At 46.8% G+C, this 17,261-nt stretch carries 18 protein-coding genes; 14 read left to right on the forward strand and 4 right to left on the reverse strand.

The features are described 5' to 3' along the window. Positions 1-123 precede the first annotated feature (123 nt). Positions 124-2,844, forward strand: a complete 2,721-nt coding sequence (zapA, locus tag P364_RS0101150) for a cell division protein ZapA (protein WP_024628333.1) — start codon at positions 124-126, stop codon at positions 2,842-2,844. A gap of 104 nt (positions 2,845-2,948) precedes the next feature. Here the strand turns inward: zapA and P364_RS0101155 are convergent, their stop codons facing one another. Continuing rightward, positions 2,949-3,332, reverse strand: a complete 384-nt coding sequence (locus tag P364_RS0101155; RefSeq protein ID WP_024628334.1) for a cytochrome c oxidase subunit II — start codon at positions 3,330-3,332, stop codon at positions 2,949-2,951. Between the two features lie 205 nt (positions 3,333-3,537). Then, positions 3,538-3,903, reverse strand: coding sequence for a phage holin family protein (locus P364_RS0101160; RefSeq protein WP_024628335.1), 366 nt, complete (start codon positions 3,901-3,903; stop codon positions 3,538-3,540). Between the two features lie 186 nt (positions 3,904-4,089). Between P364_RS0101160 and P364_RS0101165 the strand changes: the two genes are divergently transcribed. From P364_RS0101165 to P364_RS0101185, 4 genes are all read left to right on the forward strand, one after another. After that, entirely contained in the window at positions 4,090-6,459 is a 2,370-nt protein-coding gene (locus P364_RS0101165; RefSeq protein ID WP_024628336.1) for an endonuclease MutS2, read from the forward strand. Positions 6,460-6,532: 73 nt separating this feature from the next. After that, complete coding sequence (locus P364_RS0101170) at positions 6,533-6,952, forward strand: DUF350 domain-containing protein (RefSeq protein ID WP_024628337.1); 420 nt, start codon at positions 6,533-6,535, stop codon at positions 6,950-6,952. Positions 6,953-7,072: 120 nt separating this feature from the next. After that, entirely contained in the window at positions 7,073-7,639 is a 567-nt protein-coding gene (locus tag P364_RS0101180) for a hypothetical protein (RefSeq protein ID WP_024628338.1), read from the forward strand. Between the two features lie 126 nt (positions 7,640-7,765). Next, positions 7,766-8,980: an MFS transporter gene (locus P364_RS0101185; RefSeq protein ID WP_024628339.1), complete on the forward strand. Its 1,215-nt coding sequence runs from the start codon at positions 7,766-7,768 to the stop codon at positions 8,978-8,980. 59 nt (positions 8,981-9,039) lie between these two features. Here the strand turns inward: P364_RS0101185 and P364_RS0101190 are convergent, their stop codons facing one another. Beyond that, positions 9,040-10,260: an NAD(P)/FAD-dependent oxidoreductase gene (locus tag P364_RS0101190; RefSeq protein ID WP_024628340.1), complete on the reverse strand. Its 1,221-nt coding sequence runs from the start codon at positions 10,258-10,260 to the stop codon at positions 9,040-9,042. A gap of 97 nt (positions 10,261-10,357) precedes the next feature. On the opposite strand from P364_RS0101190, the gene P364_RS0101195 reads away from it, so the two are divergent. The 7 genes from P364_RS0101195 (at position 10,358) to P364_RS0101225 (ending at position 14,602) form a co-directional block, all read left to right on the forward strand. After that, positions 10,358-10,591: a hypothetical protein gene (locus P364_RS0101195; protein WP_024628341.1), complete on the forward strand. Its 234-nt coding sequence runs from the start codon at positions 10,358-10,360 to the stop codon at positions 10,589-10,591. A gap of 34 nt (positions 10,592-10,625) precedes the next feature. Next, on the forward strand, positions 10,626-11,021 hold the full coding sequence (locus tag P364_RS0101200) for a spore coat protein (RefSeq protein ID WP_024628342.1): 396 nt from the start codon (positions 10,626-10,628) through the stop codon (positions 11,019-11,021). A gap of 158 nt (positions 11,022-11,179) precedes the next feature. After that, a complete protein-coding gene (locus tag P364_RS0101205) occupies positions 11,180-11,680 on the forward strand; it encodes an Lrp/AsnC family transcriptional regulator (protein ID WP_024628343.1) in 501 nt (166 codons plus the stop codon). 13 nt (positions 11,681-11,693) lie between these two features. Continuing rightward, complete coding sequence (locus P364_RS0101210) at positions 11,694-12,902, forward strand: aminotransferase class I/II-fold pyridoxal phosphate-dependent enzyme (protein WP_024628344.1); 1,209 nt, start codon at positions 11,694-11,696, stop codon at positions 12,900-12,902. A 190-nt stretch (positions 12,903-13,092) separates the two neighbouring features. Then, positions 13,093-13,314, forward strand: coding sequence for an aspartyl-phosphate phosphatase Spo0E family protein (locus P364_RS0101215; RefSeq protein ID WP_173405202.1), 222 nt, complete (start codon positions 13,093-13,095; stop codon positions 13,312-13,314). A gap of 162 nt (positions 13,315-13,476) precedes the next feature. Further along, a complete protein-coding gene (locus tag P364_RS0101220) occupies positions 13,477-14,028 on the forward strand; it encodes a hypothetical protein (protein WP_024628346.1) in 552 nt (183 codons plus the stop codon). A 37-nt stretch (positions 14,029-14,065) separates the two neighbouring features. Next, positions 14,066-14,602: a bifunctional adenosylcobinamide kinase/adenosylcobinamide-phosphate guanylyltransferase gene (locus tag P364_RS0101225; RefSeq protein ID WP_024628347.1), complete on the forward strand. Its 537-nt coding sequence runs from the start codon at positions 14,066-14,068 to the stop codon at positions 14,600-14,602. 108 nt (positions 14,603-14,710) lie between these two features. Here P364_RS0101225 and P364_RS0101230 read toward each other — a convergent pair whose 3' ends face one another. Beyond that, the gene (locus P364_RS0101230) at positions 14,711-15,322 is read right to left on the reverse strand and encodes a DedA family protein (protein ID WP_024628348.1); all 612 of its coding nucleotides are present in this window, start codon (positions 15,320-15,322) and stop codon (positions 14,711-14,713) included. 226 nt (positions 15,323-15,548) lie between these two features. On the opposite strand from P364_RS0101230, the gene P364_RS0101235 reads away from it, so the two are divergent. Then, positions 15,549-16,130, forward strand: coding sequence for a cob(I)yrinic acid a,c-diamide adenosyltransferase (locus P364_RS0101235; RefSeq protein WP_024628349.1), 582 nt, complete (start codon positions 15,549-15,551; stop codon positions 16,128-16,130). After that, the gene (locus P364_RS0101240) at positions 16,127-17,110 is read left to right on the forward strand and encodes an RluA family pseudouridine synthase (RefSeq protein WP_024628350.1); all 984 of its coding nucleotides are present in this window, start codon (positions 16,127-16,129) and stop codon (positions 17,108-17,110) included. The genes P364_RS0101235 and P364_RS0101240 overlap by 4 nt, the downstream gene beginning before the upstream one ends. Positions 17,111-17,261 lie beyond the last annotated feature (151 nt).

Raw genomic sequence — 17,261 nt, forward strand, 5'->3', positions numbered from 1 at the left:
TTTGAACAAAGATTAGCAGGAATTGCTTGAAGTCACATCGAATCCTTAGCATTAGAGGATCGATGTGACTTTTTTGTGATTACAGCTTAGAATCAACATACAGACTTGAAGGAGGGCACAACTGTGACTACACCTGATCGTACACGCGTCACCGTAGAGATCTACGGGACTTCCTATAAACTGGTTGGCAGCAGTGCCGACTATATGAAACAAGTAGCTAACCTGGTAGATGAGCGTATGAGCGCGATCTCCAAGCAAAATTCCCGTCTGGATACTCCGCGTATTGCGGTGCTGGCGGCTGTACATATGGCTGAACAGTCTCTTCAGACTCATGAAATTCGGAATGAACTGAAGATGCTTACTGGAGAACGTACAGAACTGAGAAACGAATTGAACCGGTTGAACGCCATACAAAATGAACATCAACAGGAATTGGAACGTCGTGACCAAGCACTCGCTGAAGCAACGAAGCTTAAAGCTGAGGCGGAACAGACCATAGCGAAGCTCCAGAAGGATCAGCAGGCAGAAATAGCCAAGCTGAATACATTGCTGGAGCAGGAACGCACTCAGGCAGCGGGTCGTGAGCAAAAGCTTCAGGCCCAAACTGCTGCGCAGCTGAAAGCGGCGGAAGAAAAGACGCAGGCGCGTCTGAAAGAAGCAGAAGAAAAAGCAGCAAATCAAATCAAGAATGCACAGACGCAGGCGGCAGCCCAGCTGAAGGAAGCACAGACACGTGCAGCAAATGAGTTGCAGCAAGCCCAAGCCAAAGCGGCTGCACAATATAAGGAGCTGCAGGATAAGACGGCAGCTCAACTGAAAGAGGCAGAAGCACGGGCTGTGGCAGAACGTCAAAAAATTGAGGTTCAGGCCGCACAGCAAGTACAAACGGCGAAGGAACAAGCAGAAGCTGCAATTTTGTCTGAATTGGAACAAGCCGAGGCCCAATTGCAAAAAGTTCAGGAAGAAGCCCAGCTTCAATACCGTGAACTTCAATCCGAGATGGAACAGCGTATACAGCAGGCTGAGCAAGCTGCCGTGAATCAGGCTCAACAGCTGACTGAAAAGGCAAAAGAAGAACAAGCCGAACTGCAGCAGCAAGCAGAGCAGAAGCGACTGGCTGAGATAGAGCAGCTGAAATCAACGTTCAAGGAGTCATCCGAACAGGCGGAACTGGAGTGGATGGAAAAAGAAGCGGCTTATGAGGAGCAGCTTCAACAAATCCATGAGGCAGCCCAGACTCAAGCGAATGAAGCTTTGGTAACTGCTGAGGCTTTGCTGCAAGAAGAACGAGGCAAGCTAAAGCAGCAGTTGGAAGAAGAACGTAAACAGGCCAAATTGCGCTTAACAGATGTTGAAGGCCAATTAGCCGAGGTGCGTAAGCAGCTCAAGAATGCTCAAGAGGTTGTTGTGGATCAGGAGCAACAGCTCCAACACGAGCGTAATCAAACGGAAACGTTGCGCAGTGAACAAGCCGTATACCAACAGGAGCAGGATGTTCAGCTTCGTCGAATTACGGAATTGGAGCAGCAGCTGGAACAATTAAAAGCAGATAGTGCTCAGCTGACTGAACAGCTTCGTAACACAGAAGCTGAGGTAGAGCAGTCCCGGGAAGCGGAGCAGCAGTGGAAACAGCAGTATAATGAGACCGTTGAACGTGAATCTTCTCTGACAGCACAGCTGCGTAAAGTACAGGAACAGCAAGGCCAGCTTGAACAGGAGATCAAGAAACTCCGTGAAGCTGAAGTGAAGTCCGAGGATGAGCAGCGCAGGCTGCAAAAAGTGCTTGAGCAGGCTCATGCGGCAGTACGGACATTGCAACATGAACTCGGCACACTGACGCAGAGCGAGCAGTCCTGGAAAGAGCAGGCTGAACAGCGCCTGATCGAAATCGGTGAACTGGAGACGCAGGTACTCGAAGCTGCGGAACAGAATGAAACGCTGGAGTCTGGTGTACAGTCCCTTCATGATGAATTATCTGTCGTTAAAGAAGAAGCTCGTCACGCCAGCGAAGAAGCTGAACGTTATATTGCGCAAGCAGGTCGTCTGGAGCAGCAGTATAAAGAGCTTGATGGTGAATTGAATGAAGCACGTGAAGAACTGAACAAGCTGCAGGATAGTTATAAACAAATCCGCAAGGATTATGGTGATGCACTGCAGCGTGAAGAGGACTATACTCGCAAGCTGAATGAAATGAGCGAAGAAAAGACAGAAATTGTGCGTGCGCTTGAAGAATCCAGGCAGAATGCCAATCAGCTATCTGCGCGGATCGATAAGCAAGGCAGCTTGCTGACTCAGACAGAAGAAGAAGCACTTGAGTGGCAGATTAAGCATGAAGAATTGTCTGCCAAACAGGCAGAACTCTCCTCACGCCTGCAAGAGCTCACTGCTCGGGAAGTTGAGCTGAGCTCCAGGGCAGAACAAGCAGAACAACATGCGGAACAACAAGAGAAGGTTTGGCAACGGCGTGCGGATGAATGGGCGGCTCAGGAGCAATCCTGGCAGGAACGATGGGCTGCACTGGAGAATGAAGTGAATCTTTGGCAGAAAGAAAGTGCTGCCAGTGTGGAGAAGGTAGAAGAGCTGGAGCATGAACGGCAACAGCTTGACAAGCAGCGTGCAGAAGCGATTGAAGAAAAGCAGACGATGGAGAATGAACTGCTGGAGATCGGTGAGCGGTATGAAGTTGCGGCTAACCAGCTGCGTTTGCTGCAAGTTGAACGTGAGATGGAGCAGGAGAAGGCGGAGCAACTGAATACGGATTACCGCCAATTGCGGGATGAATATACGAAATTGCAGACGGAATATAACGAATGGATTGAATTGATTGAGCAGGATCAGACCTAGCTGATGATTACGTCATAACTGGAATCCTGGACAGCGCACTCTTGTACAATTTGTTATAATGAAGAAAGAGCTCCCGTCGCTACGGGGGCTCCTTGTCTTGAACACTATTCTTCAACAATAATTTTGGAGATCATACTGCCGTGACCGCTCCCGCAATAGACAGAACAGGACATTTCAAATTCCCCTGCTTTGTCAGGAGTAATCACTTTGGAACTGTTCTGGGTGTCCAGCCGAAGGTTCAGCTCGGGCACGAGAACGCCATGGTTACCATTTGTATTTTCATAAACAATCTTAACCGGGACACCTTTTTTTAAGTGGTATTCAGGTTGGTCAAATTCATAGTTGCTTGCTTTGATTACCAGTTCTTCGCTTGCAGTTACACCCGAATCTGACTCGCTGTTTGATCCTGCGGATTGTCCAGTTCCACCACATGCAGCAAGAACCAGGATCAGCATACAGGCTGCAAGCCATGCCATGCCTTTTTTCATGATGTGCCTCCTTAAAAAGCGTGATATGGATAAAATTTGAATGATTGCTCCAGTCATCATACCGCAAATTGACGATGCCTGTACATGCTGCCTATGTCGTTTTTTTGAACATCAGTATGCTTATAACCCCAAAAAAATAAACCTCGTCAGGCGTTTAAGCCATCAGAGGTTTAGGGGAAGCCTATGGAGAGTAGATACGTTGAGCCTATGCGTGATCTTTGGATCTTCTTCCAGCATCAAAAGGGGTGGAAACCGGGATGAACAAATCAATAATCCCGATGACCAATGCAGCCAGAACGGCACCAAGCAGGCTGACATGCACATGATCTACGATATATTGACCAATCCAGATCACCAGTGCGCTGACGATGAAGCCGACAATACCGCGGCCAAAGGGATTGACCCTTTTACCGAAGATGCCTTCAACAACCCAGCCAAGCAGAGCGATAACCAGAGCTAGCATCAGGGCGCTCCAGAAGCCACCAACGGCGAACCCGGGTACGATCCAGCTGACGACCATCAATACAATTGCGGCGATGATAAATCGCACGACATGTCCCAGAAAATTCATGGTGTTATACCTCCTTTATTCAGATCATATTGAGAATTGTACATCCAGTTCAATTCGAGGTTGCACAATCCTGACACCTGTAGTTTGTGGCGCTTTGTCCCAAGTTATGTGTGGAAGGATTCGTTAAATAGCGAAAGAAAGTTTCTTTCGTTATAATACAGTTATAGTTTGGAAGGAGTTGTACACTTGGACACGAAAATTTTACACACATTGGAATATCGCAAAATTTTAAATACATTGCAAAGCTTTGCCCAGACTACGATGGGAAAAAAGAAAGCGGACCAATTGGAGCCGATCAGTGAACTGGAAGAAGTCAAGAGACTGCTCCAGCAAACGGATGAAGCTTTTAGGTTTGACCGTCTGAAAGGCTCTCCATCTTTTGGGGGAATTGTGGATATTACCGCATCCATCAAACGTGCCGAAATCGGAGGCACGTTGAACCCGCATGAGCTGCTGGGAATTTCCAACACCACCTTGGCAGCACGTCGATTGAAACGCCAAATCGCTGCGCTCCACGATGATGAAAAGGTGGAATCGATTTTTTATATCAGTGATCAGTTATCTGAGCAAAAAGCGCTCGAAGATGCGATTCGTATCTGTATTGACGACAATGCCGAAGTCTCAGATAGTGCGAGTGTTACACTAGCGCAGATTCGGCGTGAATTGCGCGGAGGTGAATCCCGAATTCGCGAGAAGCTGGATTCCATGATTCGTTCTTCGACGGTATCCAAAATGCTGCAGGACCAGCTGATTACCATTCGGGGAGACCGTTTCGTGATTCCCGTGAAATCGGAGTATCGCTCGTACTTTGGCGGGATTGTACATGATCAATCCGGTTCGGGAGCAACGCTGTTTATTGAACCTGAATCCATCGTTGCGATGAATAACAAATTGCGTGAAACCCGAATCCGGGAAGAGCGCGAAATTGAAGTGATTTTGCAGAAATTGACGGCACTTGTCAGTGAACAGGCAGAGTGGTTATTATATGATGTTGATCTGCTGGGATCTTTGGATTTTATTTTTGCCAAAGCACGTCTTGCCCGTGAATTAAAGGCCACCTTGCCACGCATGAATGATCGCGGATTCATCAAACTCAAGAAGGGGCGGCATCCGCTGATTTCGATTGAAAATGTAGTGCCCACCGATATTGAACTTGGCAACGATTATACATCCATTATTGTAACGGGTCCTAACACGGGTGGTAAGACGGTAACGCTCAAGACCATTGGATTACTGAGTCTCATGGCGATGTCTGGTTTGTTCGTTCCGGCCGAAGACGGCAGTCAGCTATGTGTATTTGATGCAATTTACGCGGACATTGGTGACGAACAAAGCATTGAACAGAATCTGAGTACGTTCTCCAGCCATATGACGAACATCATTCGGATCTTGAAAAACATGACGACCAAAAGCCTGGTGCTGCTCGACGAACTTGGGGCAGGTACTGACCCGGCAGAAGGGTCTGCGCTGGCAATCTCCATTCTGGAGCATATGCATCAGACCGGATGCCGCATGGTAGCAACAACGCATTACAGTGAGTTGAAAGCTTACGCTTATGAGCGTAAAGGTGTTATTAATGCCAGCATGGAATTTGATGTCAATACACTGAGTCCAACCTATCGACTACTCGTAGGTGTTCCGGGACGGAGTAACGCGTTCGCAATTGCGGAGCGACTGGGTCTGCCAGGATACATTCTGGATTACGCCCGTGGCGAAGTGAAAGAGGAAGACCAGCGCGTCGAGCATATGATTGCTTCCCTGGAAGAGAATCGGCTTACTGCTGAACAAGAACGTGAAAGTGCGGAGCGTCTGCGTCAGGATATGGAGAAATTGCGCAGCCGTCACCAAGCCGAATTGGAGAAGCTGGAACAGCAGCGTGACCGCCGTATTGAAAAAGCGGAAGAAGATGCCCGCAACATTGTGGACAAAGCCAGAGCGGAAGCAGAGAAGATTATAGCCGATCTCCGTCAGCTCGCTATGGAAGAAGGCGCATCCGTGAAGGAGCACAAGCTGATTGCTGCCCGCAAACAACTGGATGAAGCAGAACCGGAGAAACGCAAGAAGACCATTAAGCGTGCTGCAACGGCAACGAAGTCCCGGGCCATCGGCCCAGGCGATGAAGTTCTTGTCTACAGTTTGAATCAAAAAGGTCATGTGGTGGAGATGTCCGGCAGCAGGGATGCCATGGTTCAATTGGGGATCATGAAAATGAAAGTATCCTTGAATGATCTTGAATTACAGCAGTCTGCACCAGCAGATTCCAAACCGAAGCAGAAACCGGTAACGGGTGTGAAACGAACTCGCGATGACAATGTGAAAAGTGAACTGGATTTGCGGGGCACGAATCTGGAAGAGGCCTTGATGGAGACAGACCGCTTTATCGATGAAGCGTTCCTTGCTAATCTGGGTCAGGTCTATATCATTCATGGTAAAGGAACAGGAATTTTGCGTTCCGGTATTCAAGATTACCTGCGTAAGCATAGACATATAAAAAGTTACCGGCTGGGCAATTACGGAGAAGGCGGAAACGGTGTGACCGTCGCAGAATTGGAATAGCCCGACCAAGAATCAAAGATATTCTGCCGCCTGAGTGTCTTCAGGCAGCAGAATGGGGAAGGGGAAACGATGAGTGAAAGGGACGATAGACCAATTGCTGTCTCATCCCTTGGGGATGGTGCTCGGATTTTTCTCCGTAGCGATTATGGAGCTGCTTGTATTTCTTGCCTGCTTTGAACTGGTGACCAAGTACAAATGCTGGAATGAAATCAAGAAGGGTAATGTGGCGGTTGCAATGGCTACAGGAGGCAAGATCTTTGGGATCTGTAATGTACTTCATTTCTGCATTCAGGCCAAATCGTCGGTGTATGAAGCTATGACGTGGTCAATTGTAGGATTTGTTCTTCTGCTCATTGCTTATTTTCTATTCGAGTTTCTGACACCGGTGTTCTCTATTGACAAGGAAATTGAAGCGGATAACCGGGCCGTTGGATTGATTTCCATGATTATTTCCGTCTCGTTGTCATTTGTTATTGGCGCGAGCATCATGTAGGGGGACCGTTCATGAAAATATTGATACGGATTCTGTTTGCTGCGTCGATTGTATTCTTTGCCATAGGCATCATTTATGTGTTGAACACATGATTATTTGAAAGAGAAAGGTTGATTCAATATGGAACCAACAGTATGTCCATGGTGTCACACCGAGATTGTATGGGATGAGGAGCTAGGTCCTGAAGAAGAATGCCCCTACTGTCACAATGAATTAAAGGGATATCGTACTCTAAACATCAGCATCGGTGATGAAGAGAACGATGAAACAGAGGAAGACATTTATGATATGGATGATGTCGTGGACGATGAACAAACTACGGATCTTGCCAGCCTGTGGGGAGATGAAGTAGAGCTGAAATTGCCGGAGCTTCGTACATTAACGAAGTATGCGGATGAGGGAAATGATTTGATTCAATACGAAGAAGGCGTGGAGAAACAACTTGATTTGCAAGAAGAGGTACCAGAATGCCCGCACTGTCGTGAATTCATGATTCTCACGGGTACACAAAAGGCAACCAAGGATACGTTTAATCCTGTTGCCAATGCCGTTTCTGGTACGGACTCGTTGCTGGATGCGCCATTCGAAGTGCAAATGTATGTATGCTCAGGCTGCTTCCAGGTGCAATATAATTTGGCCGAAGATGATCGTCTGCGGCTGATCCAGAATTTGAGTGCGCGCAAATAAGGGAGTATAACGTTCCGAAAATATAATATTCCGGGAAATTCATCATGTTTTCCTTCTGCTTGGGGCACGTTAACCCTGAGACCTGCCTGTGAAGTGCTGACTTCAGGTGGAATAAGGAGGGAGCAGATGAAGATTTCTCTGGGACGACAATCCATTCTGCTACTAGGCGTGAATGGATTGTTTGTGTTAGCCGGAGCTTTGTCGGGGACGTTTCTGAATGTGTATCTGTGGAAAAGTCGTCCGGACTACGCCATGCTCGGGTGGTTCACTATAAGCCAACAAATTGCACTTGGACTTACGTTCTGGCTCGCGGGGAAGTGGGTCAAGGAGCATAACAAAATGTATGCTTTGCGATTAGGCACTGCTTTGTCGGGTGTATTTTACATGCTTGTATTATGGGCGGGACCCAAAGCAGTTGACTGGATTTGGCCTTTGGGGATTCTACTCGGATGTGCACTTGGGTTGTTCTGGATTGCGTTTAATGTTGTTTATTTTGAGGTGACTGATCGGGAAAATAGAGACCTATTCAACGGTTGGGTGGGTTTACTGGGTTCCATGACAGGCATCATCGGTCCTTGGTTCTCAGGTCTTATTATTTCACGAATGGCTGACAATACGGGCTATCGCCTTATTTTTACAGTGTCGTTGGTGATCTATGTAATTGCCGTCGTGTTCAGTTTTTTTCTGAAAAAAAGGGAGGTCAGCGGCACATACCGCTGGTCTGAACCATGGCGACAGTTATCTGCCAAAGATAGTCCATGGAGACCGCTTGGCATGGGATTGTTTGCGCAAGGCGTACGAGAAGGTGTATTTGCCTTTCTGATTGCATTGCTCGTCTATATAGCTACGAAGCAGGAATATAAGCTTGGGCAGTTCTCACTAATTACCTCTGCCGTAGCTCTGGTGAGTTATTGGGCCGCAGGAAAATGGTTTAAGCCGCAATACAGGTCTAGGGGAATGTTGGCCGGAGCGATATTGTTGTTCATCGTATTGCTTCCTCTGTTATGGAAGGTTAGCTATGGTACGCTTTTAATTATGGGAATCGGGTCAGCCTTGTCGATGCCGCTGTATATTTTGCCGATGATTGCGGCAGGATTCGACCTGATGGGAACGAGTGGCGAAAATGTAGAGAAAAGGGTTGAACTTGTCGTATTAAGGGAGCTGTGTTTGATGGTCGGCCGTTTATTCGGCCTTGCTGTATTTATTCTGACGGTCATGAATGGCCCTTCATTACAAACGCTAACCTGGCTTATTGTGGCGCTTGGGGCTTTCCCGCTTATTGGCTGGATATTCATGCGTAAAATGTTAGTACAACCGGATCAGCAAAAATCTTCTGCATAGGAAAAGGGTACAGTCCAGGGATTTGATCCTGAGCTGTACCCTTATTTATTAAGATTTGCTTACACAGGAGTAGGCTTACTCGTTCTCGTTAATGAGAAAAGCTCCATGTCGTCATTCCGGACTCCTGTAACAGCGTCGGCCAGAATAGAAGCGGCGAACATGCTGTACACTGTTCCGTTCCCGCCATAACCCTCGAGAAAATAAGAATGCGGGTAATCGGGATGTGGGCCGATAAACGGAAGGCCGTCATTGGTATTTCCGAACACGGCACCCCAGGCATAATCAACTTCAAGACCATCCAACGGGAAATAAGAGCGAACTTCTTCCAGGAGTGTATCTCCCCGGTGTTTTGCCCGAATCTCGCGCTGATCTTCCCTCGGTGTCTCTTCATCCAGTCCGCCAGCAATAATCCGTCCGTCTGGTGTTGTTCTCATATACAGATAAGGGCGTGCTGTCTCCCAGATCAGACTGTGCTCATGCCATTCTTTCAGGTCTGGCAACGGCTTCGTTGCAATAGCGTAGGTGGTTTGCAGGTAGGCTCCTTGATCCCTTTTGATGGCCTGTGTCTCATAACCGGCAGCAAAAATAACCTTACTGGCCCGGATTCTCCCACTTGAAGTATAACAAAGCACACCATCATCATCGAATTCACAATGAATCATCTCTGTCTGTCCGTAGATTCGTGCTCCACGTTTGCTAGCTGATTCAAACAGGGCATGAACAAAGCGATACGGGTTCACTTCGGCATCCCCCAACGTATAAAGTGCGGCAGGTTTGCTGAAGGGAAAATGGTCGCTAATTTTGTCGGAATTCCACAGTTCAGCTTCAAAGCCATAGCGCTTCAACGTTTGATATTCTTTCTCCAACATGGCTACATCATCATTGCTGCTGGAAAAACAGAGACTGGTCCGCGGAATAAACCAGGGATCCGTATCTAGCCTTTCCGCAATTTGTGTGAGCTGCTGCATGGCTTCACGACATAGTTCATAGAATCGCACGCCTGTTTTTTCGCCAAAGGTATGAATGCATGAGGTTAATGATTTGTCGTTCGTGTATTGTAGAAGACCTGTATTGGCAGAGCTGCTGCCATGGGCAATCTCCCTTTTATCAATGACAACTGTGTTAACACCACGCTCCGTGAGCAATTCGGAAGTCAGTGCGCCCCCCATACCACCGCCGATGATCAGGCAGTCACAGGAGATGTCGGTTTGGAGCGGGGGATAGGTGGAATTTGTATTAAAAGTGGAAGGCCAGAAAGGTGTGCCATAGACCAGATCCATGAGAAACATCTCCTTTGTGATTAACGTTTGTATACTTTTGAGTGACCGGGTTAACAATAATTGCGCATAAACTTTATGCCGAGGAGGTCAACGAAACATGCAGAATCAATCCATGCAAGCGCTGAGTCCGAAAGAGTTGAATTATATCGCGGATTCGATATCCAATGAAGAACTGCTAATCAAGCAGTGTGCAGCCACAGCTTCGATCTCACATAATCCGCAAATTCAACAAGCACTGAACCAGTATGTTCGCTCCCATGAACAGCATCTGAACATCCTTGTTAATGCTCTTCAGCAGCATCAGTCCATTGCCCCAACACAGGCTCAGTAAATCCAATTGAATCTAACGTTTAGGAGGAAATCGTGTGTACTCACAATCCATGTCTTCCAATGGCAATTTTATGCAGGAGAAAGACTTGCTAAAGTCGATTCTTGCAGATTTAAGACGAACTTCGCGCGAATATACGACAGCAACAACAGAATCTTCATGCCCGATGACTCGCAGAATGTTTACAGACCTGACCAACGATACCCTAAGGCTGCAAGGTGATCTGTTTAATCTAATGCAGCAAAACAACATGTATTCTGTCTCTTCCAAAGCACTTCGCCAAGATGTGGATAAGCAGATTCAGTCTGCTCAGCAGACCCAACAGAAGTGTCAGCAGTTCATTCAGGAAAAGAACACCCAGAACAGTGCTTATAGCCAGGCACCCAATGTACCTCAGCATCAACCGAATTACGGTAACCCTTATTACATGTAACCTTTGTAATTATGGTTTGAAGCAGGGACTGTCACAGACCATACCACCGCTTGCCCGAATTCAGGGCGGGCGGTTTTTGTCTTTGCATGATCGTTGAATTCATGTAATATAAGTATTAATTCATTTTCAGGAACCTGGATGACGCTGGAGGGAAAGACATGAAGGATCTGAACGATCTGCAATTAAAAGTTCTGGATTTGTTGAAGGAAGACGCGAGAAGGACTCCCGCACTGCTGTCGACGCTGTTGGGGGAGTCGGAAGATAAGATCAAGAACGCCGTGGCACAGCTTGAACAGGACCATGTTATTGTGAAATACGCAACCGTTGTGAATTGGAGCAAGATCGATGATGAGAAAGTAACAGCCTTGATCGAAGTGCAGATTACGCCTGAGCGTGGTCGTGGCTTCGAAGGAATCGCGGAACGCATTTATCTGTATCCGCAAGTGAAATCGGTATATCTCATGTCAGGTGCATACGATCTGCTCGTAGAAGTAGAAGGTGGCAACCTGCGTGAAGTCGCTAATTTTGTTTCGGAGAAATTGTCTCCGATTGACTCTGTACTTTCAACGAAAACGAATTTTATTCTTAAAAAATATAAGCAGGACGGGATTATTTTTGAAGACCATCAGGAAGACAACCGTCTCATGATCTCGCCGTAAAGGAAGATGCGTCATGATAGTGAATGAACAGACAACAGGAAACAACAAGAAAATGACTTCGTATCTGGCACCTTTGGTTCAACAGATACCGCCATCCGGCATACGTAAATTTTTTGATCTGGTCGGCGACAACAAGGATATCATCACACTGGGTGTAGGTGAACCGGACTTTGTAACACCATGGCATATGCGTGAAGCTTGTGTGTATTCACTCGAAAGAGGCATGACCAGTTACACTTCCAATGCCGGTATGCCGAAACTGAGAGAAGCCATTAGCGAGTATCTGGACACTCAGTTTGATACCAAGTATGATCCTAAGGATGAGATTATCGTTACCGTTGGTGGCAGTGAGGCCATTGATCTGGCCTTGCGTGCATTAATCGTACCTGGAGACGAAATTCTGATTCCCGAACCTTCCTATGTGGCATATTCTCCAATTGCTTCAATTGGTGGAGGTATACCGGTTGGTGTAGAGACGTATGCGAAGGATCAGTTTAAACTGACTGCGGAGGCGCTGGAAGCAGGTATTACACCGAAGTCCAAGGTGGTTATCCTATGTTATCCGAGCAATCCAACAGGTGCTATTATGACTTATGAAGAATGGCTGCCTATTGCTGAAGTGATCAAAAAGCATGACCTGATCGTCATCGCGGATGAGATTTATGCAGAGCTGACATATACGCAAAAACATGTTAGTTTCGCTTCAATTCCGGATATGAAAGAACGTACCATTTTGGTTAGTGGATTTTCCAAGGCTTTTGCAATGACCGGCTGGCGAATCGGGTATATGTGTGGACATCCTGAACTGATTGCAGCCATGCTCAAAATTCATCAATATACGGTGATGTGTGCACCTGCCATGGGACAGGTGGCTGCACTTGAGGCATTGACGAATGGTTTGGGTGAGAAGGACAGAATGGTCGAATCCTATAATCAGCGCAGACGCCTTATCGTACAGGGTTTTCGGGAGATTGGACTGGACTGCCATGAACCCCAGGGAGCATTTTATGCATTTCCGAGTATTCAGAAGACAGGGCTGAGTTCAGATCTGTTTGCCGAGCGTCTGCTAACGGAAAATAAGGTGGCGGCTGTTCCAGGTAATGTATTTGGTCCACAAGGTGAAGGGTTTCTTCGTTGTTCCTATGCAACATCCGTGACCCAATTGAATGAAGCATTGGAACGAATCGGAAACTTTGTTTACAAACTGCAAAAAGAGGGTTAATAGGGATTAGAAGCTTAGAACAGATGTGAACGTTCTTCAAACTAGAAAAAAATAACTTTCTTTTACAAAATATTGTGATATAATTTCAATTTGAAATAAGTTTTTCTTGTATTTGGAAACTAATTTTTCCAAGGAGGGGTTGGCTTTGTTTTGTGTTGAATATGATTTACCGACTAATCGTGGGCATTATTTGGCAGAAGGCGATCATGGCGACCGATGGTCGGTGAAACCGGATCACGCATCTTTGCATAACGTTTCCTTGGAAGATGAGATCCATATGCTTCGCCTCAAGATGGAACAGATATTTCTGGAAGAGAAATCATTCACATCCGATATTGTAATTGAAATTAGCAGTTTGCTAGATTTGAAGATTAATGAATACATGAAGGCTAATCCGATTAAAGGAAAATAATTTTTTGTTGTATCGAAACGTTACGTATACTCGATTTGAAGAAGACCCGGAAAGGGTCTTTTTTTTTGATCTATGAACAGATTGCTTTGGATAGGAAGGGTTATTTTTTTGCGTGGAACAATTGTGATATATTGTACATAGGAGACTAAAGGGGGAACTGGAATGAAGAGATTTTGGGGGCTTGCCGCAATCATTTCTATGATTTTTCTACTTGCTGGCTGTGGCGGTAAGGACGGTTTTACAATTTTTATCATTGACAACCAAGGAAATCCATCCGTGATCTCGGAGCAGTTGCAAGCTAATTTGCAGCAGAAGTTGGGTGAGGAGCCCAAGGTAGAGGTAATCACCAGTGCGATGTATGATGTTCAGAAAATTATGGTAGAGTATGCGGCAGGTGGACATGATATTTTCATTTTGCCTGAGGCTGATATGAAGCAGTACGGAAGTAATGGCTCCAATATTCCGCTTGATGATACATTTAATCCAGAGAAGTATGAACGTGGTGTATTTGAAGGCGGGGTCCTGGTGGAGAAGGGCGAAGGGGACGATGGTTCAGATATCAAGACAGAATCACATCTCTATGGCATTCCGCTGGAAGACATGCAAATGTTCAAAGATGTAGATTATGCTGCGCAAAATCTGTTTGCTACCATTCCGGTGTCAGCGTCCAATGTCGAAGAATCCAAGAAAGTGCTGAAGGCGCTGACAGAATAAATGCAATCTAGTATGGCTACTGAAGGAGGGGAGCGGATTGCTAATTACGGTCACAGGCGGCATAGGCAGTGGTAAAACCCGATTTGCGCTTCGATACGCAGCCCGGATTAGCCGGGAGGGCATTTATTTATCCACTGGTGATCATGATCCCGTGATTCCCGAATTGCCATCCGCTCATTATCGTGCCATCCAGGCTGGAAACGGCCAGCACCTTACGGAGGTGCTTCACCAGATTAATCGGGAATCCAATCTCTTCCTTGCAGATCAGCGAATCGTTATTGTAGATAGTCTGACAGCATGGATGGCAGCAGGGTTCAGGGCAAGTGATGATCTGGATCAGCAGCGTTCACAGACGCAGCTGTTGCTGGATGCCCTTCTGTCTTACCAGGGAAAGCTGCTCGTGATCACCAACGAAATGCACGGTTCGCTGTATCCTTCAGAGGAAGAACGGATTTTTGCGGCAAGAATGGCGTCGGTTAATCGGGCGTTGCAGGCGCATTCGGAACAGATGTACCTGCTGGTATCTGGCTTGGCTGTTGATCTCAGAGGTCAAGGGCTGCGATATGAAGATTAGCAGTATTCATAACATCAAAACGATGGACGAACCTAGAAAAACCTCCGTAACCACAAGTTGTGGTGCGGAGGCTTTGTTTTATGCCAAAAAGTATGCGTGTAAATCTCTTTATTTCCGTGTTTTATTTCGTCTGATCCACCAGATTATACAGCCAACAACAATAATCGCCAGCAATACATATACGACGAGGGAGTACACGTCCATAAAGTGCAGAATACTCTCCCATGACGCTCCAAGCGCCGCACCAACTGAGACGAGAATGATATTCCAGGCCAGTGTTCCAATGGTCGTGAAAAGTAGGAATAAACCAAATTTCATGTTGGACATACCGGCAGGAATCGAGATCAGGCTGCGAACAAGGGGAACCATGCGACAGAATAGTACGGTCCACATTCCATATTTGTCAAACCATGCATCGACACGGTGGATATCTTCTTTTTTGATCCGCAGTATATGACCCCAACGTTCTACAATCTTCTCCAGTCGATTGACATCAATCAACAGTCCGATTCCATACAGAATGACAGCCCCAAGCACAGAACCAATGGTAGCCGCAATAATGACGCCAGGAAGGGTCAGGCTGGTGTAGGTGGTCATGAAGCCGCCAAATGGTAAAATGATTTCGGAGGGGATGGGGGGAAATACGTTTTCAAGAGCAATAATAAGTGCAATGCCTATGTAGCCGTATTGTTCCATGAAATCGGTTATCCAGTTTTGCATAATCGTCTCCTCTACTTTTGGTTTGCAAGAATTTGGCGTATACTCGGCAGAGTACGCCAATTCATATATACGTATGAAGGATCTCACTGGTTTCTGAAAATAATAGCATTCCCGTAATCATAGCAGGTCAAGTATACTGATTAAGTTAAAGTTAAGAAGGGCATGCATTTATATTTAACCCCAGCGTTCTGCCATGCGAATGATATTAACAATAGGAGGGATTACAATGGGCATATATACACGAACAGGTGATGAGGGACAGACCTCGGTCATTGGAGGACGGGTCATCAAGGACGATGACCGAGTTGAAGCTTACGGGACAATTGATGAGCTGAATTGTTTTGTTGGGCAGGCCATCAGTTTTATTGATCAAGCCAATGGAGAGTTTGAAGATTTGCGTGAACATTTGCTCGAAATTCAGCAAGAATTGTTTGATTGCGGGTCTGATCTAGCCTTTGTAAAAATTAGCGAAACCAAATATAAAGTACGGGATGAGATGGTCACCCGGCTTGAACAATGGATTGATCAGTACGATGCGGAGAATCCGAAGGTAGAACGGTTTATTTTACCTGGGGGAAGTCTGCTCTCTTCAACATTACATGTTTGCCGTACGGTATGTCGCCGTGCTGAGCGCCGCGCCGTTACACTCGGACAGCATACGGATATCAACCCTTCCGTACGACGTTATTTGAACCGTCTGTCTGATTATTTCTTCGTTGTTGCACGGACTGCCAATGCGAGACAACAGGTAGCGGATATTGAGTATGTGCGGAGCAAAAAAGTATTCCGTCGCAAAGACAACGAATGAGCGATTATTATTCACCACTGACTTACACCGTTCCCGAACATGAAGAGGGTTGGCTGCTGAAGACTGTGCTTCAGCGTCGTTTGCAGGTTTCGCGCAAGCTCCTGTCGAGACTCAAACTCACGGAGCAGGGAATTATGTTGAATGGCGAGCGGGTATACATCAGCGTCAAAGTTAGTGCGGGTGACGTTCTGGAAGTCCGGATGGAACAGGAGGAGTCTGATGATATTTTGCCTGAGCCAATCCCCTTTACGATACTGTACGAAGACGAGCACTTGCTTATTGTGAACAAGGATTCCGGTGTCATCGTGCATCCAACACATGGGCATTACACAGGTACATTGGCGAACGGGGTAGTCCATTATTGGAAGTCCAAGGGCGAGCGTTTTCGCTTCAGACCGATTCATCGACTGGATCAGGAAACTTCGGGTGTGCTGGCAATCGCGAAAAATCCATATGTGCATCAGCATGTGTCTGAACAGATGATTGCAGGAACGGTGGACAAAAAGTATGTTGCCTTTGTGCACGGTAGTCCTGCCCAAGAAGAGGGAGCCATCGATGGCTCGATCGATCGTGATCCCGCAGAGCCCCATCGTCGAATCGTTACACCTGACGGATATGCAGCAAGAACGTTATACACGACAGTCGCCCGATGGGCGGCAGGCAGCGCTAGCGCAGTGAACCTGAAGCTGGAGAGCGGCAGAACTCATCAAATACGGGTACATATGACATCGATTGGCTGCCCGTTAATCGGGGATCGGATGTATAAGACTCTTCCCGTACATGAGATCGATGAGCAGACCATGGCTGTTCGGGAGGAACGAGACTCTTGGATTGACCGTCAGGCATTGCATGCATGCGAGCTGTCGTTTGACCATCCCATTTTGCAGAAACGGATGACGTTCCATGCCCCTTTACCCGCTGATATGGCGGCATTGGGGGCACGCCTGGATGTTGAGGCATCTCCTAGAGAAGCATTATAAAATACTGTGAATCGGCCTGTGATTTGCGCTGTGTAGCATCTCAGTGCACGGTGCCCTGCTGTCTAGCAATGGTTTTAGTTAGATGAACCTATGTGAGGGATGCAACCGCACCCGAACAAAATGCCGTAGGCTAAGGTCTTAAGGTCTTAAG

This window comes from Paenibacillus sp. MAEPY2 (genome assembly GCF_000499205.1).
GTDB classification, from domain to species: Bacteria; Bacillota; Bacilli; order Paenibacillales; family Paenibacillaceae; genus Paenibacillus; species Paenibacillus vandeheii.